At 66.6% G+C, this 23,447-nt stretch carries 22 protein-coding genes and 1 pseudogene; 14 read left to right on the top strand and 9 right to left on the bottom strand.

The annotated features are described in order from the left end of the window. The first annotated feature begins 5 nt into the window (after positions 1–5). Both EAG14_RS00640 and metW read left to right on the top strand, forming a co-directional pair. Positions 6–1,187 (top strand): homoserine O-acetyltransferase, encoded by a 1,182-nt coding sequence (locus tag EAG14_RS00640; RefSeq protein WP_121727751.1) that lies wholly within the window; start codon positions 6–8, stop codon positions 1,185–1,187. Beyond that, positions 1,184–1,768, top strand: coding sequence for a methionine biosynthesis protein MetW (metW, locus tag EAG14_RS00635; RefSeq protein ID WP_121727750.1), 585 nt, complete (start codon positions 1,184–1,186; stop codon positions 1,766–1,768). The genes EAG14_RS00640 and metW overlap by 4 nt, the downstream gene beginning before the upstream one ends. Positions 1,769–1,795: 27 nt before the next feature. Here the strand turns inward: metW and EAG14_RS00630 are convergent, their stop codons facing one another. Next, complete coding sequence (locus EAG14_RS00630) at positions 1,796–2,377, bottom strand: NAD(P)H-dependent oxidoreductase (RefSeq protein ID WP_121727749.1); 582 nt, start codon at positions 2,375–2,377, stop codon at positions 1,796–1,798. Between the two features lie 330 nt (positions 2,378–2,707). On the opposite strand from EAG14_RS00630, the gene EAG14_RS00625 reads away from it, so the two are divergent. From EAG14_RS00625 to ubiD, 9 genes are all read left to right on the top strand, one after another. Then, positions 2,708–3,931, top strand: coding sequence for a diguanylate cyclase (locus EAG14_RS00625; protein ID WP_121727748.1), 1,224 nt, complete (start codon positions 2,708–2,710; stop codon positions 3,929–3,931). A gap of 153 nt (positions 3,932–4,084) precedes the next feature. Further along, the gene (locus tag EAG14_RS00620) at positions 4,085–5,581 is read left to right on the top strand and encodes a M20 family metallopeptidase (RefSeq protein ID WP_121730224.1); all 1,497 of its coding nucleotides are present in this window, start codon (positions 4,085–4,087) and stop codon (positions 5,579–5,581) included. A 46-nt stretch (positions 5,582–5,627) separates the two neighbouring features. Continuing rightward, the gene (locus EAG14_RS00615; RefSeq protein WP_121727747.1) at positions 5,628–6,497 is read left to right on the top strand and encodes an alpha/beta hydrolase; all 870 of its coding nucleotides are present in this window, start codon (positions 5,628–5,630) and stop codon (positions 6,495–6,497) included. A 284-nt stretch (positions 6,498–6,781) separates the two neighbouring features. Next, entirely contained in the window at positions 6,782–7,834 is a 1,053-nt protein-coding gene (locus EAG14_RS00610) for a peptidase U32 family protein (RefSeq protein ID WP_121730223.1), read from the top strand. 85 nt (positions 7,835–7,919) lie between these two features. Beyond that, positions 7,920–8,852, top strand: a complete 933-nt coding sequence (locus tag EAG14_RS00605; RefSeq protein ID WP_099742415.1) for a U32 family peptidase — start codon at positions 7,920–7,922, stop codon at positions 8,850–8,852. Between the two features lie 32 nt (positions 8,853–8,884). Beyond that, a complete protein-coding gene (locus tag EAG14_RS00600) occupies positions 8,885–9,466 on the top strand; it encodes an SCP2 domain-containing protein (protein WP_121727746.1) in 582 nt (193 codons plus the stop codon). A gap of 13 nt (positions 9,467–9,479) precedes the next feature. Continuing rightward, positions 9,480–9,953, top strand: a complete 474-nt coding sequence (locus EAG14_RS00595) for a putative zinc-binding protein (RefSeq protein WP_240456894.1) — start codon at positions 9,480–9,482, stop codon at positions 9,951–9,953. Next, the gene (locus tag EAG14_RS00590; RefSeq protein ID WP_121727745.1) at positions 9,946–10,575 is read left to right on the top strand and encodes a UbiX family flavin prenyltransferase; all 630 of its coding nucleotides are present in this window, start codon (positions 9,946–9,948) and stop codon (positions 10,573–10,575) included. Before EAG14_RS00595 ends, EAG14_RS00590 begins: the two co-directional genes overlap by 8 nt. Positions 10,576–10,639: 64 nt before the next feature. Beyond that, entirely contained in the window at positions 10,640–12,127 is a 1,488-nt protein-coding gene (gene ubiD / locus EAG14_RS00585) for a 4-hydroxy-3-polyprenylbenzoate decarboxylase (RefSeq protein WP_121727744.1), read from the top strand. A 72-nt stretch (positions 12,128–12,199) separates the two neighbouring features. On the opposite strand, the gene EAG14_RS00580 is transcribed toward ubiD, so the two are convergent. Then, on the bottom strand, positions 12,200–12,682 hold the full coding sequence (locus EAG14_RS00580) for a DUF2262 domain-containing protein (RefSeq protein ID WP_162995868.1): 483 nt from the start codon (positions 12,680–12,682) through the stop codon (positions 12,200–12,202). Positions 12,683–12,740: 58 nt separating this feature from the next. After that, positions 12,741–13,325, bottom strand: coding sequence for a hypothetical protein (locus EAG14_RS22565; RefSeq protein ID WP_162995867.1), 585 nt, complete (start codon positions 13,323–13,325; stop codon positions 12,741–12,743). Between the two features lie 260 nt (positions 13,326–13,585). Between EAG14_RS22565 and EAG14_RS00570 the strand changes: the two genes are divergently transcribed. Then, positions 13,586–14,107, top strand: a complete 522-nt coding sequence (locus tag EAG14_RS00570) for a GNAT family N-acetyltransferase (RefSeq protein WP_121727741.1) — start codon at positions 13,586–13,588, stop codon at positions 14,105–14,107. Between the two features lie 33 nt (positions 14,108–14,140). On the opposite strand, the gene EAG14_RS00565 is transcribed toward EAG14_RS00570, so the two are convergent. Further along, positions 14,141–15,034 (bottom strand): LysR substrate-binding domain-containing protein, encoded by an 894-nt coding sequence (locus tag EAG14_RS00565; protein ID WP_121727740.1) that lies wholly within the window; start codon positions 15,032–15,034, stop codon positions 14,141–14,143. A gap of 129 nt (positions 15,035–15,163) precedes the next feature. On the opposite strand from EAG14_RS00565, the gene EAG14_RS00560 reads away from it, so the two are divergent. Then, entirely contained in the window at positions 15,164–16,093 is a 930-nt protein-coding gene (locus EAG14_RS00560; RefSeq protein WP_121727739.1) for a DMT family transporter, read from the top strand. Positions 16,094–16,149: 56 nt separating this feature from the next. Then, a pseudogene (locus EAG14_RS00555) lies at positions 16,150–16,626 on the top strand (NUDIX hydrolase); the annotation flags it as partial. 44 nt (positions 16,627–16,670) lie between these two features. Here the strand turns inward: EAG14_RS00555 and EAG14_RS00550 are convergent. The 5 genes from EAG14_RS00550 to EAG14_RS00530 all read right to left on the bottom strand — a co-directional run bounded on the left by EAG14_RS00550 (position 16,671) and on the right by EAG14_RS00530 (position 23,425). Further along, entirely contained in the window at positions 16,671–17,645 is a 975-nt protein-coding gene (locus tag EAG14_RS00550; RefSeq protein ID WP_121730221.1) for a tripartite tricarboxylate transporter substrate binding protein, read from the bottom strand. Positions 17,646–17,858: 213 nt separating this feature from the next. Next, positions 17,859–19,040 carry a tricarballylate utilization 4Fe-4S protein TcuB gene (tcuB, locus tag EAG14_RS00545; RefSeq protein ID WP_121727738.1) on the bottom strand — a complete coding sequence of 394 codons (1,182 nt, stop codon included), beginning with the start codon at positions 19,038–19,040 and terminating at the stop codon, positions 17,859–17,861. After that, complete coding sequence (tcuA, locus tag EAG14_RS00540; protein ID WP_121730220.1) at positions 19,027–20,499, bottom strand: FAD-dependent tricarballylate dehydrogenase TcuA; 1,473 nt, start codon at positions 20,497–20,499, stop codon at positions 19,027–19,029. Before tcuA ends, tcuB begins: the two co-directional genes overlap by 14 nt. Positions 20,500–20,735: 236 nt before the next feature. Then, positions 20,736–21,668, bottom strand: coding sequence for a LysR substrate-binding domain-containing protein (locus EAG14_RS00535; RefSeq protein WP_121727737.1), 933 nt, complete (start codon positions 21,666–21,668; stop codon positions 20,736–20,738). A gap of 149 nt (positions 21,669–21,817) precedes the next feature. Further along, a complete protein-coding gene (locus EAG14_RS00530; RefSeq protein WP_371414387.1) occupies positions 21,818–23,425 on the bottom strand; it encodes a methyl-accepting chemotaxis protein in 1,608 nt (535 codons plus the stop codon). Positions 23,426–23,447: the final 22 nt, after the last annotated feature.

Genomic DNA, 23,447 nt, shown 5'->3' with positions numbered 1-23,447 from the left:
TTTTTATGTCGTTCATTGCCACGCCCCAATCCATGCATTTTCCGGAGGCCCTGCCGCTGCAAAGCGGCGCGTCCATCCGCGACTACCACCTGGCCTTTGAGACTTACGGCACGCTCAATGCCGACAAGTCCAATGCCGTGCTGGTGTGCCATGCCCTCAATGCCTCGCACCACGTCGCGGGTGTGTACGAGGGCCAGCCCAAGAGCGAGGGCTGGTGGGACAACATGATCGGCCCCGGCAAGCCGGTGGACACCAACCGCTTTTTCGTCATTGGCGTCAACAACCTCGGCTCGTGCTTCGGCTCGACCGGCCCGATGCATGCGCACCCCGACACGGGCGAGATCTACGGCGCGGACTTTCCGGTGGTGACGGTGGAAGACTGGGTCAACGCCCAGGCCCGCCTGCTTGACCGCCTGGGCATCGCACAACTGGCCGCCGTACTGGGCGGCAGCCTGGGCGGCATGCAAGCCCTGAGCTGGACGCTGCAGCACCCCGAGCGCATGCGCCACGCTGTGGTGGTGGCCAGCGCCCCCAACCTGACGGCCGAGAACATTGCCTTCAACGAAGTGGCCCGCCGCGCCATCGTGACGGACCCAGACTTCCACGGCGGGCACTTTTACCGCCACGGCGTCATCCCCAAACGCGGGTTGCGCATTGCGCGGATGATTGGCCACATCACGTACCTGAGCGACGACGTGATGAACGAGAAGTTTGGCCGCCAATTGAGGCACCAGGTGCTCGAAAAAGCCCCCTTGGGGGGCAGCGATGACGCGCCAGCGCAGAGCGTGGGGGCTTATCTCTACAGCACGCAGGACATCGAGTTCCAGATCGAAAGTTACCTGCGCTATCAAGGCGACAAGTTCAGCGAGTACTTTGACGCCAACACCTACCTGCTGATCACCCGGGCGCTCGACTACTTTGACCCGGCCCGCGCGCACGCCAACAACCTCACCCTGGCGCTGGCACGCGCCCAGGCCAAGTTTCTGCTGGTGAGCTTCACCACCGACTGGCGCTTCTCGCCCCAGCGCAGCCGCGAGATCGTCAAGGCCCTGCTCGACAACCGCCGCCGCGTGAGCTATGCCGAGATCGACGCCCCCCACGGGCACGATGCCTTTTTGCTCGATGACGCCCGCTACATGAGCGTGATGCGCTCTTATTTCGATAGCATTGCAAAGGAGTTTGCATGAGCGAACAATCCACCCTGGAAGCTCTGGCGCGCCTAGTGCCAGCGGGCTCGCGCGTGCTGGACCTGGGCTGCGGCAACGGGGCCATGCTGTCGTATTTGCAACGCGAGCGCGGCTGCACCGGCTATGGCGTGGAGATTGACGACGCCAACGTGCTGGCCTGCGTGCAGCGCGGGGTCGATGTGATCCAGCTCAACCTGGACGAAGGCCTGGCGATGTTTGGAGACAACAGCTTTGACGTGGTGCTGCAGATCGACACCTTGCAACACCTGCGCAACGCCGAAGTGATGCTGCGCGAAACCGCCCGCGTGGGCCGCACCGGTGTGGTGGCCTTCCCCAACTTTGCGCACTGGCCCAACCGGCTGTCCATCCTGCAAGGGCGCATGCCCGTCACGCGCCGCCTGCCCTACCAGTGGTACGACACGCCCAACATCCGCGTGGGCACGTACAAAGACTTTGAGGTGCTGGCGCACAAGAACCGCCTGCGCATCCTCGACTCCTTCGGGCTACAAGACGGGCAGGAAGTGCGCTGGCTGCCCAATGCACTGGCAGGCACGGCGGTGTTCCGCTTCGAAAACGCCTGAGCCGCCCCCACCAGTCCGTCCGCCCCCTCAAGACTGGCGCGAGCCCAGCTGCCCCGCCTTCTCCAGCCACTGGGCGATGCGCGTGGGGCTGGCGCTGCGCACCGGGCCAAAGCTGTGCACCCGCACCGGCCGGATGCCGCTGTACTCGAGGATGGCCCGCTTCATCTGCTGGTGGCCCGGCATGCGGGTCACCCAGCGGAAGTACCAGGGCGGCGAATCCATGGTGACCAACAGCTCGGCGGTGCGCCCGGCCAGCAGCTTGTCCCACAGGGACGATCCCTCGCGGTACTTGAAGGCAAAGCCGGGCAAAAACACCCGGTCGATGAAGCCCTTGAGCAGCGCAGGCATGGCGCCCCACCAGATGGGGTACACCCACACCAGATGCTGGGCCCAGAGGATGTCCTGCTGCGCCGCCACCAGATCTGGCTCCAGCGTTTGCACCTGGCGGTAGCCCGCATGCAGCAGCGGGTCAAACGCCAGCGAGCCCAGCCGCAGCACACGCACCTGGGCCCCGGCGGCACGGGCGGCGTCGGCATAGGCCGTGGCCAAACCCGCGCACAGGCTGTCAGAACAAGGGTGCCCAAGCACCACCAACACTTGGCGAGACATCTGATACCTCCTTGGAACCGCACAAATCCACGGCCGCATGGTGCAGACCGCTGCGCACTTGCGGCGCCGTGCGGTGGGCCATTCTGCGGGATGCACCCCCAAGCCCCAAGGCGCCACAGGAGCAACCCCGTCGCATGCTATTAAAATAATAGCTTCTAGCGCTTTTGCCTATTGCCCTGGGTGCGGATTTCATGCCAACATGAAACACCACAGCGGCCTGACCCGGGCCGACCTTTGTCCGCCTGCCCGCCTGTCTGCACCGCCCCACTGGCCGTGGGTGCGCCATGCACAAGGCTTGCGCCATCCAACACCAGCCATCTCGCCCGCCCCATGCTCCTTGCCGCCGCCGACGTTCCCACGATGCTGGTGATGATCATCCTGTCATCCCTCGTCACCGCCGGGGGCATGGCCGTGGTGGGCTGGGGGCGCCAGGACGACGGCGTGCGGCTGTGGGCGCTGGGGCTGCTGCTCAATGCGGTCACCCACCTGCTGTTTGCCCTGCGCGGCCGCATTCCTGACCTGCTGTCGGTGGTGGTCGGCAACGCTGTGCTGGTGGGCGTGTACCTGTCCATGCTGGCTGCGGTGCTGCAGTTCCAGGGGCGTGCACTGCCGCGCCGGCTGACACTCGCCTTGCCTTTGCTGATGGCGGGCTGCATGGCCCTGTTGCTGGGCAGCTACTCGGCCCGCGTGGTGGTGGCAGGGCTGCTGCTGTGCGCGCTGAACCTGTGGCTGCTGGGCAGCCTGCTGGTGCGCTGGCGTACCGTGGGGGGGCGCGGCGCCTGGCTGGTGGTGGGGGCCCTGGGCTTTCAAACCCTGGTGTTGCTGCTGCGCGTGGCCCTGGTGGGCGTGAGCCCGCTGGCGGGCAGCGAGCTGCTGCAGTCCAGCGCAGTGCAAACCATGACGTTCATGACCACCTTTGCCGTGGTGCTGGTGGCCTCGATGGGCTTTGTCTTCATGGCGCGCGACCGGGCCGATGCAGGCAACCGGCGCATGGCAGCGGTGGACTCGCTCACCGGTGTGGCCAACCGGCGTGCCGTGATTGCGGCGCTGGACCGCGACGTGGCCCGCTCCATCCGCACCCGCGAGCCCATCGCCGCGATGATGGTGGACATTGACCACTTCAAGGCCGTGAACGACCGCTACGGCCACCCCGTGGGCGACCAGGTGCTGTGCAGCGTGGTCAACGTGCTGCGCGAGCGGGTGCGCTCGCAAGACCTGGTGGGCCGCTACGGCGGCGAAGAGTTCCTGGTGGTGCTGCCCGACACCACCATCAAGGGCGCCTACCTGCTGGCCTTGCAGCTGTGCGAGGCGGTCGAGGCCTCCAGCTTCATCCACGAGGGCCACGAAATCCCGATCACGGTGAGCATTGGCGTCTTTGGCGGCACGCTGCAGCCTGGCGACCATTGGGACATGCTGATCTCTGCCGCAGATCGCGCCCTGTACGAAGCCAAAAACCGTGGGCGCAACCGCGTGGAGGTGGGCGAGGTGCTGCGCCGCCCCGCATCGCAGGCGGCCGCAGCCTCGGGCCCCGAGACACAGCCCGGGCTTTTTTAAGGCCCGCAGGTCGGGGCGGCCGCCACGGCAGCGCCCCCTTTCAGCGGCCCCACCATGCACCCCGGCCCATGGTCGGAATACGCCAAATTCGATGGCAGCCCCCGCGCGCTTGTGTTGGAATGGTGCTTTTTCCACCGCCCACAGGAGCCCGCCATGAACGCCCGTGTCCCCACCCAAGCCCTTGAACCCACCCTGGCACTGGAGCGGGTGAGCCAGGCGTGGGACAGCGACATCGTGGGCCAGCTCACCGACTACATCGCCATCCCCGCCAAGTCGCCCATGTTTGCAGCCGACTGGGCCGAGCAAGGGCTGCTCGACACCGTGGTGCGCAACGCCGCTGCCTGGGTCGAAGCGCAAAAAGTGGCGGGCCTGCGCCTGGAAGTGGTGCGCCTGCCCGGCCGCACCCCCGTGCTGTTCTTTGAGATCGAAGCCACCCAGGCCCACGCCCCGCAAACGGTGCTGATGTACGGCCACCTGGACAAACAACCCGAATTCAGCGGCTGGCGCAACGACCTGGGGCCCTGGACGCCCAAGTACGAGGACGGCAAGCTCTACGGCCGGGGCGGCGCAGACGACGGCTACGCCGTGTACGCCAGCATCGCCGCCGTGCAAGAACTCAAGCGCCAGAACGTGCCCCACCCCCGCATCGTGGGCCTGATCGAGACCTGCGAAGAAAGTGGCTCGCGCGACCTGATGCCCTACATCGACGCCCTGCGCTCCCGCCTGGGCGATGTGGGCCTGGTGATCTGCCTGGACAGCGGCGCAGGCAACTACGACCAGCTGTGGCTCACCACCAGCCTGCGCGGCATGGCCAGCGGCACGCTCAAGGTCGAAATCCTCACCGAAGGCATCCACTCGGGCGACGCCTCGGGCCTGGTGCCTTCGTCCTTTCGCATCATGCGCCAGGTGCTCGACCGCCTGGAAGACAGCGCCACCGGCCGCCTGCTGCCCCAGAGCTTTCACTGCGAAGTGCCCGCCGAGCGGCTGGCCCAGGCGCAAGCCACCGCCGCCATCCTGGGCGAAGAGGTGTACCGGCGCTTTCCGTGGGCGTACTACGACTGCGGCGGCTCTACCACCTTTGCGCTGCCCACCACCACCGACCCGCTGCAGGCGCTGATCAAGCGAACCTGGGAGCCCACGCTCTCCGTGACCGGCGCCGAGGGCTTTCCGGCCCTGCAAGACGCGGGCAACGTGCTGCGCCCCTACACCGCCTTCAAGCTCAGCCTGCGCCTGCCCCCGCTGGTGGATGCGGCCCAGGCGGTGCAAGAGCTCAAAACCCTGCTCGAAGACAATGCGCCCTACCAGGCCAAGGTCACCTTCCAGAGCCTGAGCGGCGCCACGGGCTGGAACGCCCCGGCCACCACGCCCTGGTTCGAGCAGGCGCTCAACGAAGCCTCGCAGGCGCACTTTGGCGCGCCCTGCGGCTACATCGGCCAGGGCGGCACCATTCCGCTGATGAACATGCTCAGCGAAGGCTTTCCCACCGCGCAGATGATGGTGTGCGGCGTGCTCGGCCCCAAGAGCAACGCGCACGGCCCCAACGAGTTTTTGCATGTGCCCTACGCCAAGCGCCTCACGGCCTCGGTGGCGCATGTGATTGCCACGATGGCGCAGGCCCAGGTGGCCACCAGCGCAACCGCAGCCCCCTGAACCCCTTGCGCTGACCGCGCCCACCCCCGCCACCCTGCGCCCCGGTATGCCCCAGCACTGTTCACCCTCCACCCTCAGCCCCTTCACTGCTGCCGATGGGGAAAACCTCGCCTTGCACGAATGGCCCGTGGCCGCCAACACACCGCTGCGTGGCCTGGTGGTGCTGGTGCATGGCCTGGGCGAACATGCGGGCCGCTACGGCGCGCTGGCCGAGCAGCTCAACGCCTGGGGCTTTGCCGTGCGCGGCTACGACCACTACGGCCACGGCGCGTCGGCCGGGCCGCGCGGTGGCCTGAGCAGCGACACACGCCTGCTGGACGACCTGGCCGACATGGTCGAATGCACCCGCGCCCGCCTGCCGCCCGGCCTGCCGCTGGTGCTGCTGGGCCACAGCATGGGCGGCCTGGTGGCCGCGCGGCTGGTATCGCTCAACCTGTGCCCGGTGGATGCGCTGGTGCTGTCGTCCCCCGCGCTCGATGCAGGCCTGGGCACGGTGCAAAAGCTGCTGGTGTCCACCCTGCCCCGCATCGCCCCCAACCTGCGCGTGGGCAACGGGCTGGACGCCCACTACCTCTCGCACGACGCGCAGGTGGTGGCCGACTACCGGGCCGACCCCCAGTGCCATGACCGCATCAGCGCCCGCCTGGCCCGCTTCATAGCCGACGCAGGCCCCGCCACTGTGGCCACCGCCCCCTCCTGGGCCGTGCCCACCCTGTTGATGTGGGCGGGGGCCGACCGGCTGGTCAACCCCGCAGGCAGCCGCGCCTTTGCGCAGGCAGCGCCGCCAGCCGTGGTGCAGTCGCACTGCTTTGAGGGCGCCTTCCACGAGCTGTTCAACGAAACCCCCGAGTACGCCACGCCCGTGCTGCAGATGCTGCAGGACTGGCTGCTGGCGCGCTTTGGCGTGAAATACTGAACCCGGTTTTGATAGAAAAATGCCTCTAGCGCTTATCCAATAAGCGCTAACAGCTATATTTTCAATAGCACACTTAACCAGCCGATCCGGTCCGCTGGCAGCACAGCCCGTGCCCCCGGCGCCACAGCGCAGACGCTGGACCGGCAGGCGCGTCAAATCCCGATCAAATTTGTCTGGCATTCTGCAGCCCGGTTGATGAAGATCAGCGGCTGCGCACGCAGGGCTGACTAAGGTGGCGGCCAATGCCTTGGCACCCTACCGGTGCTGGCGATGAAACGCTTGCCATGGAACCCTTGACCCCCGCTGCAGCCACCTCCGCAGCCCCTGCCTCCGTTGCCCCCGAACTCGTCTGCCCCGCAGGCAGCCTGCCCGCGCTCAAAGCCGCCGTAGACCACGGCGCCAACTGCGTCTACCTGGGCCTGCGCGACGCCACCAACGCCCGCAACTTTGCGGGGCTGAACTTCGACGAAGCCGCCATTGCCAACGGCATCGCCTACGCCCACCAGCGCGGCTGCAAGGTGTTCATGGCGCTCAACACCTACCCGCAGGCCTCCAACCCCGGCCCCTGGCGCAGCGCGGTGGACAAGGCCGTGGACATGGGGCTGGACGCCGTCATCCTGGCCGACCCCGGCCTCATGCAGTACGCCGCCCAGCACCACCCACAGCTGCGGCTGCACCTGTCGGTACAGGGCTCGGCCACCAACTTCGAGGCCATCAACTTCTACCGTGAGCAGTTTGGCGTGGTGCGCGCCGTGCTGCCGCGCGTGCTGTCGATGGAGCAGGTGCGCCAGGTGATCGAGCGCACGCCCGTCGAGATCGAAGTCTTCGGCTTCGGCAGCCTGTGCGTGATGGTGGAGGGCCGCTGCGCCCTGTCGTCGTACGTGACGGGCGAATCGCCCAACACCCACGGCGTGTGCTCGCCGCCCAAAGCCGTGCGCTGGCAAGAAACCCCGCAGGGCCTGGAGTCGCGCCTGAACGGCGTGCTGATTGACCGCTACGCCCCCGGCGAGAACGCGGGCTACCCCACGCTGTGCAAGGGCCGCTTTGACGTGGCCGATGAAGAAAACTACTACGCCATCGAAGAGCCCACCAGCCTGAACACGCTGGAGCTGCTGCCCCAGCTGGTCAAGATCGGCGTGCGCGCCATCAAGATCGAAGGCCGCCAGCGCAGCCCCGCTTACGTGACCGACGTGACGCGGGTGTGGCGCGAGGCCATCGACCACTGCATGGCCCAGCCCCACCGCTACGCCCCCAAAACCCACTGGATGGCCCAGCTGGACCAGGTGGCCGAGGGCCAGCAACACACGCTGGGCGCCTACCACCGCCCCTGGAAATAAACCTGCGCCAGCGAGGCACACCACACAAGACCCGGAGCACAGAGGTGCACAGCGCCCGCTCTTCCCCCACACGGAGTCCCCCACCATGAAAATCACCCTGGGCCCCCTGCAGTACTACTGGCCGCGCAACACCGTCTTTGCGTTCTACGAAACCATGGCCGACACGGCCGTGGACGAGGTCTACCTGGGCGAGACCGTGTGCTCGCGCCGCCACGAACTGCGCCTGTCCGACTGGCTCGGGCTGGCCCGCCACCTGCAGGGCAAGGGCAAGCGGGTCGTCATGTCCAGCCAGGTGCTGCTCGAATCGGGCTCGGACGTGGCCTGGCTGCACAAGCTGGCGGCCAACGGCGAATTCACCGTCGAGGCCAACGACATGGGCGCCGTGCACTGCCTGGCGGGCAAGCAGCCCTTTGTGGCCGGGCCGCACCTGAACCTCTACAACCCCCAGGCCGTGCAATGGATGGCCCAGCTCGGCGCCAGCCGCTGGGTGATGCCGCTGGAGATGCGCCACCAGGACCTGGCCGTGGTGCAGGCCGCACGCCCCGCAGGCCTGCAGACCGAGGTCTTCGCCTACGGGCGGCTGCCGCTGGCGTACTCGGCCCGCTGCTTCACGGCGCGGCACTACAACCAGCCCAAGGACGACTGCCGCTTCAGCTGCATGGAACACCCCGAAGGCCTGCCCCTGCGCACGCGCGAGAAAGAAGGCTTCCTCGTGCTCAACGGCACACAAACACAGTCAGCCCGCGTCTACAACCTCATCGAAGAACTGCCACAGATGCAAGCACTGGGCGTGGACCTGGTGCGCCTGAGCCCCCAGCCCCAGCACATGGAACAGGTGATTGCCCTGTTTGACGAAGTGCGCCGCCAACCCGCCAACGCCGCGCACGCCCAAAACCGCATCCTGGCGCTGATGCCCGACTGGCCATGCAACGGCTTCTGGCACGGCCGCCCCGGGCTGGAGCAAGGCCGCAGCGACCTGCACCAGGCACAGCACACCGCCCAACGCTCGGCCGCCTGAACGGCCCGCCGCACACCCTTTTCTGGACCGCCATGTACCCGCCCGCACACCCCACAACGCACCCGTCCGCCAAGCACCACACCGCCCGCCCCCGGCAACTGCCCGCGCCCGTGGGCGCCGTGCTCTCGCGCCTGCCGGCCTACCCCGGCTCGGTGCTGCTCGTCACCGCGCTGAACCTGGCGCTGGCCCGCCACCTGCCCGCCGACGTGCTGGCCCTGCTGCTGCACCGCAAGCTGCGCATTGAGGTGCGCGATGCCCGCGTGGCCTTTGACTTTGCCTGGAACGGCCAGCGCTTTGCCCCCTGCAGCCCCGCCCGCCCCGGCGGCGCGGCCGAAGCGGCCGGAGCCCCCAGTGCGTCCCAAGCGACCAACGCACCCACTACACCCAACGCGCCCGACCTCACCATCAGCGCCAGCGCGCACGACTTTGTGCTGCTGGCCCAGCGCCAGCAAGACCCGGACACACTGTTCTTCAGCCGCCGCCTGTCCATGCAGGGCGACACCGAGCTGGGCCTGGTGGTGAAGAACGCGCTCGACGCCCTGGAGCTGCCCGTGCTCGACCCCGCGCAATGGGCCCCGCGCGCCGTGCTGGCGCGCCTGTTCCCCAAGCCCTGAGGAGGCCTGCCGTATGAACACCGAACCCGGCGACCTGCGCCCGCCCAATCCCCCCACCCACGCAAGCCCCCACGCCAACGCCCCCCTGCCGCTCGTGTATTCGTGCTCGGGTTGCTCCAGCGCAGCGCAGCTGGCCAACCACGTTGCCCTGCGGCTGGACCGCTGCGGTGCGGCCGAGATGTCGTGCATTGCGGGCGTGGGCGGCGATGTGCCCCACCTCATGAAAACCGTGCGCTCGGGCCGCCCCATCATTGCGCTCGATGGCTGCCCGCTGGTGTGCGTCAAAAGCACCCTGGCCCGCCACGGCATTGACCCCGGACGCCACTACCAGCTGCAGCAGTACGGCGTCAAAAAGCGCGCCCATGAAGACTTCGACCCCGCCCAGGCCGCCCTGGTGCTGGAGCGCGTGCTGGACGACCTGCACTACGAGCCGCTGGCGGGCGCGCCCCACCACCCACAGCCCCGCCCAGAGACCGCCCATGGCTGATGCCGAAGCCGCCCCCTGCAGCACCGTGGCTCGCATCGTCGTCGGCATCTCGGGCGCCAGCGGTGCCACCTACGGCGTGCGGCTGCTGCAGGCCCTGCACGGCCAGCCCGGCATCGAAGCGCATGCGGTGGTGTCAGACGCAGGCTGGCGCACGCTGCAGCATGAATGCGGTGTGGACAGCCCCGCCGCGCTGCAGGCCCTGGCCCCCGGCCACCAGCTGCACGATGTGCGCAACGTGGGCGCCCTACTTGCCAGCGGGTCCTTTCGCAGCCACGCCATGGTGGTAGCGCCCTGCTCCATGCGCACCCTGGCCGCCATTGCCCACGGCCTGAGCGACAACCTGCTCACCCGCGCGGCCGACGTGGTGCTCAAAGAGCGCCGCAAACTGGTGCTGATGGTGCGCGAAACCCCGCTGCACCTGGTGCACCTGCGCAACATGCTCACCGTGACGGAGATGGGCGCCATCTGCTGCCCGCCCCTGCCCGCCTTCTACCAGCACCCGCGCAGCGTGCAAGACATCGTGGACGCCAGCGTGGCCCGGGTGCTCGACCTCATCGACGTGCCCCACACCCTGGCCACACGCTGGGCCGGGCTGCCCGCCCCACTGGCCACCGCCTCTTAACTATCAATTTCATAGCTGCTAGCGCTTACCCATCAAGCGCTAGAGGCCTTTTTTACTCAAAACCATGGCCTACCAAGACCTGCGCGACTTCATGGCCCAGCTCGAAGCCACAGGCGAGCTGCGCCGCGTGGCGGAGCCCGTGTCGCCCCACCTGGAGATAACCGCGCTGAGCGACCGCGTGCTGCGCGCGGGCGGCCCGGCGCTGCTGTTCACCCAGCCCACAGGCCACCGCATGCCCGTGCTGACCAACCTGTTTGGCACACCCGAGCGCGTGGCCCGCGCCATGGGCGTGCCCGACCTGCGCGGCGTGCGCGCCCTGGGTGAGCTGCTCGCCACGCTCAAAGAACCCGAAGCCCCCAAAGGCTTCAAAGACATGCTGGGCATGGGCCAGCTGCTCAAGACCCTGTGGAACATGGCGCCGCACACCGTGGGCCGCAACGCCCCTTGCCAGCAAGAGGTGTGGGAAGGGCCCGATGTAGACCTGGCGCGCCTGCCCGTGCAGCACTGCTGGCCCGACGATGTGGCCCCGCTCATCACCTGGGGGCTGACCATCACGCGCGGCCCGCGCAAGGCCCGGCAAAACTTGGGCATCTACCGCCAGCAGGTGCTCTCGCGCAACCAGATCATCGTGCGCTGGCTGGCCCACCGGGGCGGCGCGCTGGACTTTGCCGACCACTGCGCCCAGCACCCTGGCCAGCCCTACCCCGTGGCCGTGGCGCTGGGGGCCGACCCGGCCACACTGCTGGGCGCCGTGACGCCCGTGCCCGATGGGTTGAGCGAATACCAGTTCGCTGGCCTGCTGCGCGGTGCGCGCACCGAAGTGACTGCTGCTTTAGGCGTGCCGCTGCAAGTGCCCGCCACCGCCGAGATCGTGCTCGAAGGCCACATCCGGCCCGACGCCAACCATGCGAGCGGCTGGCAGCACGCGCTGGAAGGCCCCTACGGCGACCACACCGGCTACTACAACGAATGCGCCGAATTCCCCGTGCTCACCGTGGACCGCATCACCCTGCGCCGGGGCCCGATCTACCACAGCACCTACACCGGCAAGCCGCCCGACGAGCCCGCCGTGCTGGGCCTGGCAATGAACGAGCTGTTCATCCCCCTGCTGCAAAAGCAGTTCCCCGAAATCGTGGACTTCTACCTGCCGCCCGAAGGCTGCAGCTACCGCATGGCGGTAGTCAGCATCCGCAAGGCCTACGCAGGCCACGCACGGCGCGTGATGATGGGCGTGTGGAGCCACCTGCGCCAGTTCATGTACACCAAGTTCATCGTGGTGGTGGACGACGACGTGGACGTGCGCGATTGGAAGGAAGTGATCTGGGCCATCACCACCCGCATGGACCCGGCGCGCGACACCATGATGGTGGAGCACACGCCCATAGACTACCTGGACTTCGCCTCGCCCGTGAGCGGCCTGGGCAGCAAGATGGGCATGGACGCCACCAACAAATGGCCCGGCGAGACGCAGCGCGAGTGGGGTAGGCCGATGCACATGACACCGGAAGTGAGCGCGCGGGCTGAGGCGCTGATGCGGGGGCTGGGGCTGTAGGGGCGTGTCTTGGTTGAGAGACCGTTTTGGGTCCATACCGGAAGTACGCGGAAACCAGAAGCCGACGTTCGACTAGCCCAGCATTTCGACCGTCAGGTCAGTCAAGGCCAAACCATCGAACGATGTCAGGCAAAGGTAGTGTCCCCAGAACATGTCCCCATCGGAATACGAGAGCGCAATAGTGTTGTCCCCTGTGAATTCGAGCGTAGTAGGAGTGAGCATCGATGCGAACTGCTCCTCGTTAAAAGGAGGCTTCTCGAATGTCTTTGTCGAGCCATCGGCCTGAACTTCCCCGCCAAAACGCCAGTCACTGTTGTACGCGGCCAAGCTGTCATTTGCGATGAACTTTCGACAGCGAGCGTCCAGTTCGCTAAGTACTGATGCAGCATCCGTCGCCAAACGCAAGGTAGCTTCCAGCGGCCCGCCGTCAGGAACTATCCAGACTTCTACATCGGCACCGTTCATGTTTACGACTGAGCGAAGGACTCCGGAGAGTTTTTCATGCGGCTCTAGTCTTCCGAGAATCGGATGATCAAGGGCGTTGAGCTTGACCATAGGGGGCTTGGTTTTGAACAGACCGAACACCTTAATTCCTAATTGAAAACTTTCAGAGCTATCCCCAGAACCAAATCATGCCAAGGCCCGCGCCGCAAGCATGGTCAAGGAATTCGTGCAGAGCTTTGACATCGGCAAGCGCATACTTAACAAGCTCTTGCTCGTCATCGCCCGTCTCTGCAGCGTAGGTACGGGATCGCTGTTCCACCGTGGCCACATCCAGGTCGAGCAACGCTGCTCGAAGCTTAAGGACCTGCGCTGCACGAAACGCGTGAGCATGCCCGAGTTGCACCTCTCCGAGTTCAATCGCAAGCCCTAGCATCTCTCCGCGGTACCGGCCTCCAACATTAGGAAAGTTCGTGACGACACCGTCGACATTCGCAGTAGTTCCATTGAGAACGAAATACAGACAGCCCCTTGAATAGAGCGTCGTGCAGGCGACTTCAGTGTTTGGCCATACACATCCAACTTCGACATCGACCTCTCTTGTAACCTCGCGCTTCGAAAGCCAAGAGCCGACTTTTTCAGTTGTGGTCACCTTTGGGCACCGACCATTGATGTAATCGCGTGTGTATATCGTGTTTTTCCGAAGGTAATCCAATTGCTCATCACTGACGATGCACAGACTTAGGTCGTACCCCATCTTCTTCCTTCAAATTGGGCGGCTGGTCTGAATGTCCGCAGTTGGCCGAATTCTGCCTCACGGCGAACAGAGACGAAGCCGCCCGGGTAGGCTGATTTGCGCGGGCAATAGGCATCCAAGGCCAGATGGCTCAATGCGATTGCAGGGATGGAAACGCCTTGGCAACGGGCCATTTCCTCATATCCTCCTGAATCCGGATCATCCCGATGGATCGCACACCACTGTGGTGTTTGCCTTCTCCAATCCCTTCTCTCACCCCCATGCCTGCGCTTGAAGTCCGCCCCCTGCAAACCCACGACCTGCCTGCCCTGATGGCGGTGCAACGCGCCGCCTATGGCGAGGGCTTCATGGAAAGCGCCGAGGTCTTCACCCGCCGCCTGGCCAGCCCGGTGAACTGCTCGCTGGCGCTGCTGGCCGATGGGCAGCTGTGCGCCTACCTGGCCGCCTACCACTCAGTGCAGGGCAAGGTCACCCCGCTGCACGGCGACTTTGAGCCCCCTGCAGGTACCGCGCCCGACACGCTGTACCTGCACGACATGGCCGTGCTGCCCGGCATGGCGGGCCGGGGGCTGGCGCAGGCCCTGCTCAAGCCCCTGTGGGAGCGTGCCCAGCAACACGGCCTGCGCCACACGGCACTGGTATCGGTGCAAGGCTCGCAGGGCTACTGGGCGCGCCACGGGTATGCCGAACACGCGCTGCAGGACGCAGTGCAGCGCCAGCGCCTGGCCACCTACGGCGAGGGCGCCACGTACATGGTGCGCCGCCTCGCCCCAGGCCACTGATGCGCGGGGCCTGGGACTCCGTCGCTTCGCGGCTCAGCCCACACGGATGTGCCCGGCCAGCAGGCCCTCACCCACCACCCAGTCGCGAAAGCGCCGCAGCGCCGGGTCGATCAGTGCCTCAGGCCGGTACACCAGGCGGTAGCCCAGCGGCGCCTGCACGGCGGGGGCCTGCAGGCCGACCAGGGCCCGGGTGGCCAGTTCGCGCTCCACCACGGCCCGGGTCACCAGCGCAAAGCCCTGCCCAGCCAGGGCCGCCTCGACCGCGCCGTTGGCCCCTGCAAACACCACACCCTGGCCAGAGTCCACCCGCCCCAGCCCCTGCGCCTGGCACCACATGCGCCAGTCGTCGCGGTGGCCATCGTGCAGCAGCCGGGGGCCGGTAATGTCTTCCAGCCCCGCCCAGAGGCGCGGCGCCACCAGGCGCGGGCTGCACACGGGGATCAGGTCATCGTCCAGCAACCACTCGGCGTGCAAGCCGGGGTAGGGCCCCAGGCCGTGGCGCACCGCAAAGTGCATGTCCTCGGCCAGCAGGTCCACGGCGCGGTGCGTGCTGTTCACATGCACGTCGAGTTCGGGGGCACTCTGCAAAAACAGCTGCAGGCGCGGCACCAGCCACTGCGCAGCAAAGCTGGGGGTGCAGCTCACCCGCACCACGCGGCGCGCGCCAGCCGCCAGCCGCGCCGTGGCGTGGCCAATGCGGGCCAGGGCCTCGCCGCAGGCAGCCTGGTAGTCCATGCCAGCGTGCGTGAGCGCAAGCCCTCGCGGCAGGCGCTCAAACAGCGCGCAGCCCAGGAAGGACTCCAGCCGCCGCACCTGCTGCGACACCGCACCGGGCGTGACATGCAGCTCGCGTGCCGCCTCGCGCACGCTGCGGTGGCGCGCTGTGGCCTCAAAGAATCGCACGGCAATCAAGGGCGGTAGTTTCATGATGATGTGCTCCAGGTGTTCAGCTGGGCTAAACGGTTGTAGAGGATAAATCGTTTGCCATGGCTCAACGTATTTTCAACAATAGCAGCACGTTTTTAATGCCTCTTACCGAACCTCACAGGTGCCGCCATGCCATTGCCCAGCTTCTTGCGACTGATGCTTCTTGCGGCCCTGTGGGGCGGCAGCTTTTTGCTGATGCGCGTGGCTGCACCGGTGCTGGGCGCCCTGCCCACCACCTTCGCCCGGGTGCTGCTGGGTGCCACGGGGCTGGGGTTGCTGCTGGTGGTGCTGCGCCTGCGCCCCCGTTTTGAAGGAAAGCTCGGCGCCACGCTGGCGCTGGGGGTGGTGAACTCGGGCATCCCGTTCCTCATGTTTGCCATGGCAGCACGCAGCCTGCCCGCGGGCTACAGCGCCATCCTCAATGCCACCACGCCGCTGATGGGCGTGCTTGTGGGTGCGCTGGCGTTTGGCGAACGCATCACAGCGGCCCGCGTGGGCGGGGTGGTGCTCGGCATGGTGGGGGTGGGGGTGCTGGCCCAGGCGGGGCCGGTGGCGCTCACCCCCGAGGTGCTGGCCAGCATGGCTGCTTGCCTGGTGGCCACTGCGTGCTACGGGCTGGCGGGCTTTCTCACACGGCGCTGGATCACCAATCGGGGTGGCCTGGACAGCCGCACCGTGGCCCTGGGCAGCCAGATGGGCGCAGTGCTGGTGCTGGTGCCCTGCGTGGCGTGGGAGCTGTGGCGCCAGCCTGCCGTCGCCACGGCCTGGCTGGCCGCGCCGGCACCGGTCTGGGGGGCGCTTCTGGCACTGGGCCTGCTGTGCACGGCACTGGCCTACGTGCTGTATTTCCGGCTCATCGCCGATGTGGGGCCGCTGAAGGCGCTCACCGTCACTTTCCTGATCCCGCTGTTCGGCGTGGCCTGGGGCTGGCTGTTTCTGGACGAAGTGGCCACGGGTGCGCATGTGGCGGGCGGGGTGCTGATCGGGCTGGCGCTGTGGCTGGTGTTGCGCCCGGTGGCGGCGCCAGCCACGGCGCCCTCGGCCGCCCTGCGCCGCTAGCGCCACGGGGCCAGCGCGACAGGCAGTTGTCACGGCCCGTGGTCATAATGGGTGCCATGCCAAACCGCTGGAAACCCAACGTCACCGTGGCCGCCCTCATCGAGCGTGATGGGCGCTTTTTGCTGGTGGAAGAAGAGACCACGGACGGTCTCAAACTCAACAACCCCGCAGGCCACCTGGACCCCGGCGAATCGCCCGAACAGGCCTGTGCCCGCGAAGTGCTGGAGGAAACTGCGCACGACTTTGTGCCCACCGCCCTCATCGGCGTGTACCTCAACCGATTCACCAAAACCCGCACGGGCGACGACCTGACCTACATGCGCTTTGCGTTTGCCGGCACGCTGGGCACCCACCACGGCTGGCGCTCGCTGGACGCGGGCATCGTCCGCACCCTGTGGATGACCCCCGACGAAATCCGCGCATGCCCCGAGCGCCACCGCAGCCCGCTGCTGCTGGCGTGTCTGGAGGACTACCTGGCAGGCCAGCGCCACCCGCTCACGCTGGTACACACCGACCCCTCTGTGACAACCCCCGGTAGGCCCTGCGCAAAGACCTTAGGGGCTGCGCTCAGAGCGGCTCAGTCCATCGAAATCTTGCGCTCCTTGATGGTGGCGGCCCACTGCGCCGACTCTTTCTTCATGAAGGCCGCCAGCTCTGCCCGCGTGGTGGGCTGGGGCGTGAGGCCGTGCTTGTTCAGCGCCTCTTTCACGCCGGGGTCGTTCAGCACCTTCACGATCTCCTGGTTCCAGCGCTCGAGCAGCGGTGCAGGCGTTTTGCCCGGGGCCACAAAGGCATACCAGTTGAGCGCCTCAAAGCCCGGAAAGCCCGACTCCGCCACGGTGGGAATGTTGGGCAAATAGGCCGGGCGGGTGAGCCCCGTGGTGGCCAGCGGGATCAGCTTGCCCGCCTCGATGTGCGGCAGCGCCGTGGGCGGCGCGGCAAAGTACGAGGTGACGCGCTCACCCAGCAAATCCTGCAGCGCCGGGGCACCACCCTTGTAGGGCACGTGGGTCATGTCGATGCCCGCACGCTGGTTGAACAACTCGCCCGCCAAATGCGATGCCGAGCCCGCGCCGGTGGAGGCAAAGTCCACGCTGCCGGGTTTCTTTTTGGACAGCTGCACAAACTCGGCCAGCGTCTTCACGCCCGCGCCTTTGTGCACCACCAGCACGTTCGGAAAGTTCACCCCGCCCGAGACCGGGGCCAGGTCTTTGAAGGGGTCGTAGGTCACCTTCATCAGGTGCGGCGCAATGGTCAGCGGCCCGACCGATCCGAGCAGCAGCACCGTGCCATCGGGCGCCGCATTGGCCACAAACTGGTGGGCGATGTTGCCACCCGCGCCGCCCTTGTTGTCCACCACCACCGGCTGGCCGATGTTCTCGCCCAGTTTCTTGGCAATCAGGCGCGCCGCCGCATCGGCCGCACCGCCTGCCGCAAAACCCACGACCAGCGTGACGGGCTTTTTGGGCGGAAAGTCTTGCGCCGCAGCGCCAAAGGCCAGGGGAACGGTTGCCAGCGCCAGGGCGCAGTGCAGCAAGGTGCGTTTGTTCATCGGGGTCTCCTTCATCGTGGGTTATTGGGGTGTGGTTGGAAAGTGATTGCGATTGCGCAGCGCTGGCGTTCGTCAACAGTGGCGCCTGTGCGAGTGCCACCGTGCAAGGGCCTGAGCCGGCCGCCCCGCCGCACCGGTGGCGTCCCCCTTCCCGCGCGCAGCGCGAGAGAAGGGGGAAGGCGCGCAGCGCCACAGGGGGTTGCGCACTGCACTTCAGTCCGCACCAAGCCCGATGGGGTTGGGCTGGCGCTTTTCCACCGCGTGGCGCAGCAGCGATGCGGTGCGGAAAATGCCGTGGGCAAACTTGCCGTAGGGCAGCGTGGCAAACAGCGCCATCACCGCGCCCAGGTGCAGGCACAGCAGCAGGGGCAAGGCCGCGCTGCCGCGGGCCGCCCACAAGGCCAGGCCGCTGGTGGCGGTGAGGAACAGCAGCGCAATGAAGGCGCGGTCCATGGGTTTTTGTGCCGCATCGCCATGCTGGGAGTGGCGGCGCAGGTTCAGCCGCCACAGGCCTGCGGTGCCCAGCGCCAGGCTGATGCCGCCCACGCCGCCCAGCAGCTTCGGAAAACTGGGCAGGTCATACGGAGCAGGCACGCCCAGCAGGTAGTGGTACAGCGTGGCCACGCTGGTGGCCGCAAAGCACAGCATGAAGCCGTAGAACGTGAGGTGGTGCATGCGCCTGCGCGAGAGGGTGTAGGCATCGTCCTCGTTGTGGCAACCGTCGCCGTGGCCGCCGTCCAGGTATTTGAGGCGCAGTACCGCACCAGTGGCCTCGGCCGTTGCGGGCGTGCTCAGCGGCGCGCCGCTGGTGGCGGGCGTCACGTCGCGCCAGAAGCGGCGCACGCCCAGGCCCAGGGCCAGCACGGCAAACAGGAACACCGGCGCAAACAGGCCCACCAGCAGGTTGTGGGGGAAGATGCCGTAGAAGCCGCCCGCTGGCGATTGCCACAGCGCGCTGACGCCCTGGCCATGCAGCCCCACCGCCAGCAGCAGGAACAGCGTGAGCCCCGCCACCAGCGCCAGCGCCAGGGTCAAGCCGTTGCGCTGGTAGAGCTGGCCCAGCGCTGGGGGCCAGGCATAGTCGGCATAGGTTTGCCCACGCACCTGGGCCATGGCCTGCGGCACGTTCACCGCAAACTCGTGCGGCGGCGCGTACTGACAGGCGTGCAGGCAGGCACCGCAGTTGTGGCACAGGTTGGCGATGAAGTGGATGTCGGCCTTGCCAAACTCCAGCCGCCGCGTCATGGCGGGGAAGACGGCGCAAAAGCCCTCGCAGTAGCGGCAGGCGTTGCAGATCTGCAGCTGGCGGGCCACTTCAGACTCGGGGGCCGACAGCACGATGTCGCCGTTGGCCAGCGCCTTGGCGTCGCAGGTCAGGGCTTCAAGCGTTTGCATGAGTTGCTCCTGTATTTGTAGCTGCTTGCGCTTTATGGATAAGCGCTGGAGGCTGTTTTGAGTTCAAAGCTGCACGGGCCGCCTGCGTACCGGCAATGCGGCCAAACGCGGTGCCAATGCTCATGCCCACCCCGGCGGTGTAGCCCTTGCCCAGCACGTTGCCCGCCATCATTTCGCCCGCCACAAACAGGTTGGGGCTGGGCTGGTCGTTGAAGCGCACGGCGGCGGTGTCGTCGGTGTGCAGGCCGAGGTACGTGAAGGTGACGCCGGGCTTGAGCGCGTAGCCATAGAACGGCCCGGTGTCGATGGGGCGGGCCCAGTGCGTCTTGGCAGGCACCACGCCTTCGGTGTGGCAGTCGTCCAGCGCGGTGTGATCGAACGTGCCCCTGCGGCAGGCGGCGTTGTAGGCATCGAGCGTGCGGGTGAACGTGTCTACCGGCAGACCCAGCTTTTGCGCCAGCTCGGGCAGCGTGTCGGCTTTGACGCCCGGAAACACAGGCGGCATGAAGCGGCCGATGGCCTTGCTGTCGATGATCGAATAACCAATCTGCCCCGGCTGCTGCGCCACCAGGCGGCCCCAGATGGCGTAGCGCTTGGGCCAGAAGTCTTCGCCCTCGTCGTAAAAGCGCGCGCCCTCGCGGTTGACCACCACGCCCAACGACACGCAGTCGATGCGCGTGCAGATACCGCCGTCGTACAGCGGGGCACGCGCATCGATGGCCACCATGTGCGCCTGTGTGGGGTCGCCAATGCGGTCGGCGCCGTGGTCGTCGAGCAGGTGCTTGAGTAACACGCCCTTGTTGTAGGCCGTGCCGCGAATCAGGAAGTTGTCCGCAGGCCACTCGCCGCGCTCGTTCTGGCCCCAGGCCTCGCGCAGCCATTCGCGGTTGGATTCAAACCCGCCTGCGGCCAGCACACAGGCCTTGGCCGTGATGCGCTCACGCTGGCCGTTGACGGTGCAATGCGCGGCCACAAAGCGGCCGTTCTCCACCTCGATGCGGTCCACCGGCGATTCGTAGCGAATCTGCACGCCCAGCTTTTCCGCGCTGCGGTAGTAGGCATTGACCAGCGCCTTGCCCCCGCCCATGAAGAAGGCGTTGGTGCGCGCCACATGCAGCGCACCCGACAGCGGCGGCTGAAAGTGCACGCCGTGGCTGCGCATCCAGTCGCGGCAGGTGCTCGATTCACGAATCACCAGGCGCGCCAAGTGTTCGTTGGTCAGCCCGCCCGTCACCTTGAGCAGGTCTTGCCAAAACTCTTCTTCGGGGTAGGCATCGACCAGCACGTCTTGCGGCGCATCGTGCATGCAGCGCAGGTTGCGCGTGTGGCCCGAGTTGCCGCCGCGCCACTCGCGCGGGGCCGATTCAAGCAACAGCACGCTGGCCCCGGCCTCGCGGGCCATCAGCGCAGCGCACAGGGCAGCATTGCCGCCGCCAATCACCAAAACATCGGGGTGCATTTGCAGTTCTTCTTTGCATTCATGGGTGGCCTGAATGTAGGAAGAACCCCGCTGCTTGTGCAGGGGCTGCACAGGCATGGCCCCATCACGGATCGTGATGGGTTGGGTGATGGCTCCGGTGCTTCTTGCCATGCTCCCACCGTTCGGGCTGAGCCTGTCGAAGCCTTGCGCCGCGCTTCGACGGGCTCAGCGTGAACGGTTGGTGCTTATAGAGAAGGTCAGAAGCTTCTGCGGGCCTACGCCAACGTGGCGCCGATCCACCGGCCCGACTGCACCAGCTCGCGCACGCAGTCGCCCAGCACCACGCGCGCAGCCAGGGCGGCGGGCGAGAGTTCATCGTCCGACAAGCTGCACAGCGCCGCAGGCCGAAAGGCGGGGCCGTCCGCAATCTCGGCCAGCACAAAGCGCTCTGCCGCATCGGCATAGCGTCCCACCGCCGCCCAGGGCTGGATGGTGCTGCCCAGGCCCATGTCCACCGCGTCCATCAACAGCGCCAGCGAGTCAATCTCCATGGCCATGCGCGGCACCACACGCGCCTGGGCAAAGGCCGCATCCAGCCGGCTGCGCAGGCCGTGCGGGCCGGTGGGCAAGATCAGGGGTTCATCGGCCAGCTGCGCCAGCGCCACCTTGCGCCGCAGCGCTGGCTTGCGCACGCCGCGCTGGGCCGAGCGGATGAGGAACAACCGCTCTTCCAGCAGCGGCAGCACGCTCCAGCGGCGCGCGGGCTGGGTGTCGAACAGCACCGCCAAATCAAGTTGGCGCGCATTGAGCATGTTGGAGAGGTGGCCCGACAAACTGCCCACCATGTGCAGCCGCACATCGGGGTAACGCTCGTGCATGGCGCGCATCAGCGGCACGCCCAGCACCGAGGCCGTGGTGGGCGACAGGCCCACGCTCACACTGCCCGTCAGCCGCGCCTGCTGCGCCGCCCGCGCCGCCTGATCGGCATGGCGCAGGGCCAGTTGCGCCTCGCGAAAAAACGCCAGCCCGGCTTCGGTCGGCACGGCACCTTTGGAGGTGCGCTGCAGCAGCCGGGTGCTCAGCTCACCCTCCAGCCGGCTGATCTGCTGGCTCAGCGCCGACTGCACTATGTCCAGATCGGCCGCCGCCCGGCCCATGGAGCCGAGTTCGACAATGCGGACGAAGTAGCGGAGTTGGCGGAGTTCCATGGGGGGATGGTGGCACAGTTGTGGATCTGTCTTTCAGTCCCTGGGCAAGAACTCTTGCTCAGCGTCCCACAGTCAATGGGCTGCTGTGCTGATAGGCCAAGTCGGCAGCAACTACACCCAGCGGCTAGAGGCTTACGCCGCTCAGTGCGTCAAGCGCGCAAGGCTTGCTGCACAGGTTGGGTGTGGGGCAGTCTGGCGGCTCCCGCATGGACTCCATCCTCGAACTGGAAGGCGGCCACCGCACGCGAGAGCCGCTGCGCCTGTTCGTTGAGACTGCCCGCCGCTGCAGCCGACTGCTCCACCAGCGCTGAGTTCTGCTGGGTCATCTGGTCCAGCTGGTTAATGGCAACATTGATCTGGGCAATACCCTGGCTCTGTTCACGGGTAGCAACGCTGATTTCGCTAACGATATCCCGCACTTTCTGGATGCTGTCGACGATTTGCCCCACCGTAGCTCCGGCTTCCTTGATTTGTGTTGAGCCTGTTCCAACCTCGCCCACGCTGTCGTCGATCAGCGTCTTGATCTCCTTGGCGGCAGCGGCAGAGCGCTGCGCCAGCGCCCGCACTTCGCTGGCCACTACGGCAAAGCCCCTGCCTTGCTCGCCCGCTCGGGCCGCTTCCACGGCAGCATTCAGCGCAAGGATGTTGGTCTGGAAGGCGATGCCATCGATCACGCCAATGATGTCGGCAATGCGACCAGAAGAGGTGTGGATGCGATCCATGGTCTGTACGACCGTGCCCATGAGCTGGCCTCCGCGCTGAGCCACATCCACTGCAGTCAACGCAAGCTGGCTAGCCTGTGAAGCCGCGTCAGCGCTTTGCCGAACGGTGCTGGTCAGCTCCTCCATGGCACTGGCAGTTTCTTCCAGACTGCCGGCAGTGCTCTCGGTGCGGGCGCTCAGGTCCATGTTGCCCGCTGCAATTTCCTGGCTGGCGGTGTGTACGCCATCCACAACGCCACGGACCTCCAGCAGCGTATTGCGCAATGCGGCACGCATGCGGTCCAGCGCCTGCAAAAGAGCGCCGGTTTCGTCCCTGCTATAGGCGGGCTGGGGCTGCCCCCGCAGGTCCATCGATCCAATTTCTACGGCGATCGCATGCGACTGGCGCACGGGACCAACGATGCTGCGTGACAGCAACCACGCAAGCACAACGCCCAGGACCAGCCCGACGCCAGCGCTGACCGACAGGAGCCACAGCGTGCGCGAGCGCAGCGCCAGCACCTGCGTGCCCCGTGCATCCAACTGTTGACGCTGCATGCTCACCACCTTTTGCACAGCCTCTTGGTAGGCGCGGGCGGCGGGATCGAACTTCTCGTCAAAGAGCCGGCCCGCTGCCGCTTCATCGCCCGCATCCTTGAGTTTGGTGACTTCATCGCGCACGATCTGGTAGGCCTTGCGGCGGGCGTTGACTTCTTCCAAGGCGGCGCGGTCACCTGACGAATTAAGCTGCTCGTCGATCTGCTTTTGAAACTCTCCGGTCACGCGCACACTTTGGGCATTGGCCTCCGCAAAGTAGGCTTTGAGGCCAGGGTCCTGGCTTTTGGAGATGGCTGCGCGCCGTTGCACCGCAGCGTTCAGATTCATGCTCCAGTCAACTGCCAAACGCTCAGTGCGGGTGTTGCGCTCCAGCATCACCTCCACCTCCTGGCCGAGCTGCTGCAACATGACCATAGCTAAGCCACTGGTAATGACTAGCAGCGCAAGGATGGCACCTAAAACCAGTGCCAGCCGTTTTCCAATCGACAAGTTTTTCATCAACATCTTCTCCGGCCCTGGG

The organism is Acidovorax sp. 1608163 (assembly GCF_003669015.1).
Taxonomy (GTDB): Bacteria; Pseudomonadota; Gammaproteobacteria; order Burkholderiales; family Burkholderiaceae_C; genus Acidovorax.
This window is presented reverse-complemented; position numbering and strand designations above follow the sequence as displayed.

Bases quoted from the DNA above. Each gene is read 5' to 3' on its own strand.
- EAG14_RS00640 (WP_121727751.1), top strand. From the start codon at position 6: ATGTCGTTCATTGCCACGCCCCAATCCATGCATTTTCCGGAGGCCCTG.
- metW (WP_121727750.1), top strand. From the start codon at position 1,184: ATGAGCGAACAATCCACCCTGGAAGCTCTGGCGCGCCTAGTGCCAGCG.
- EAG14_RS00630 (WP_121727749.1), bottom strand. From the start codon at position 2,377: ATGTCTCGCCAAGTGTTGGTGGTGCTTGGGCACCCTTGTTCTGACAGC.
- EAG14_RS00625 (WP_121727748.1), top strand. From the start codon at position 2,708: ATGCTCCTTGCCGCCGCCGACGTTCCCACGATGCTGGTGATGATCATC.
- EAG14_RS00620 (WP_121730224.1), top strand. From the start codon at position 4,085: ATGAACGCCCGTGTCCCCACCCAAGCCCTTGAACCCACCCTGGCACTG.
- EAG14_RS00615 (WP_121727747.1), top strand. From the start codon at position 5,628: ATGCCCCAGCACTGTTCACCCTCCACCCTCAGCCCCTTCACTGCTGCC.
- EAG14_RS00610 (WP_121730223.1), top strand. From the start codon at position 6,782: ATGGAACCCTTGACCCCCGCTGCAGCCACCTCCGCAGCCCCTGCCTCC.
- EAG14_RS00605 (WP_099742415.1), top strand. From the start codon at position 7,920: ATGAAAATCACCCTGGGCCCCCTGCAGTACTACTGGCCGCGCAACACC.
- EAG14_RS00600 (WP_121727746.1), top strand. From the start codon at position 8,885: ATGTACCCGCCCGCACACCCCACAACGCACCCGTCCGCCAAGCACCAC.
- EAG14_RS00595 (WP_240456894.1), top strand. From the start codon at position 9,480: ATGAACACCGAACCCGGCGACCTGCGCCCGCCCAATCCCCCCACCCAC.
- EAG14_RS00590 (WP_121727745.1), top strand. From the start codon at position 9,946: ATGGCTGATGCCGAAGCCGCCCCCTGCAGCACCGTGGCTCGCATCGTC.
- ubiD (WP_121727744.1), top strand. From the start codon at position 10,640: ATGGCCTACCAAGACCTGCGCGACTTCATGGCCCAGCTCGAAGCCACA.
- EAG14_RS00580 (WP_162995868.1), bottom strand. From the start codon at position 12,682: ATGGTCAAGCTCAACGCCCTTGATCATCCGATTCTCGGAAGACTAGAG.
- EAG14_RS22565 (WP_162995867.1), bottom strand. From the start codon at position 13,325: ATGGGGTACGACCTAAGTCTGTGCATCGTCAGTGATGAGCAATTGGAT.
- EAG14_RS00570 (WP_121727741.1), top strand. From the start codon at position 13,586: ATGCCTGCGCTTGAAGTCCGCCCCCTGCAAACCCACGACCTGCCTGCC.
- EAG14_RS00565 (WP_121727740.1), bottom strand. From the start codon at position 15,034: ATGAAACTACCGCCCTTGATTGCCGTGCGATTCTTTGAGGCCACAGCG.
- EAG14_RS00560 (WP_121727739.1), top strand. From the start codon at position 15,164: ATGCCATTGCCCAGCTTCTTGCGACTGATGCTTCTTGCGGCCCTGTGG.
- EAG14_RS00550 (WP_121730221.1), bottom strand. From the start codon at position 17,645: ATGAACAAACGCACCTTGCTGCACTGCGCCCTGGCGCTGGCAACCGTT.
- tcuB (WP_121727738.1), bottom strand. From the start codon at position 19,040: ATGCAAACGCTTGAAGCCCTGACCTGCGACGCCAAGGCGCTGGCCAAC.
- tcuA (WP_121730220.1), bottom strand. From the start codon at position 20,499: ATGCACCCCGATGTTTTGGTGATTGGCGGCGGCAATGCTGCCCTGTGC.
- EAG14_RS00535 (WP_121727737.1), bottom strand. From the start codon at position 21,668: ATGGAACTCCGCCAACTCCGCTACTTCGTCCGCATTGTCGAACTCGGC.
- EAG14_RS00530 (WP_371414387.1), bottom strand. From the start codon at position 23,425: ATGAAAAACTTGTCGATTGGAAAACGGCTGGCACTGGTTTTAGGTGCC.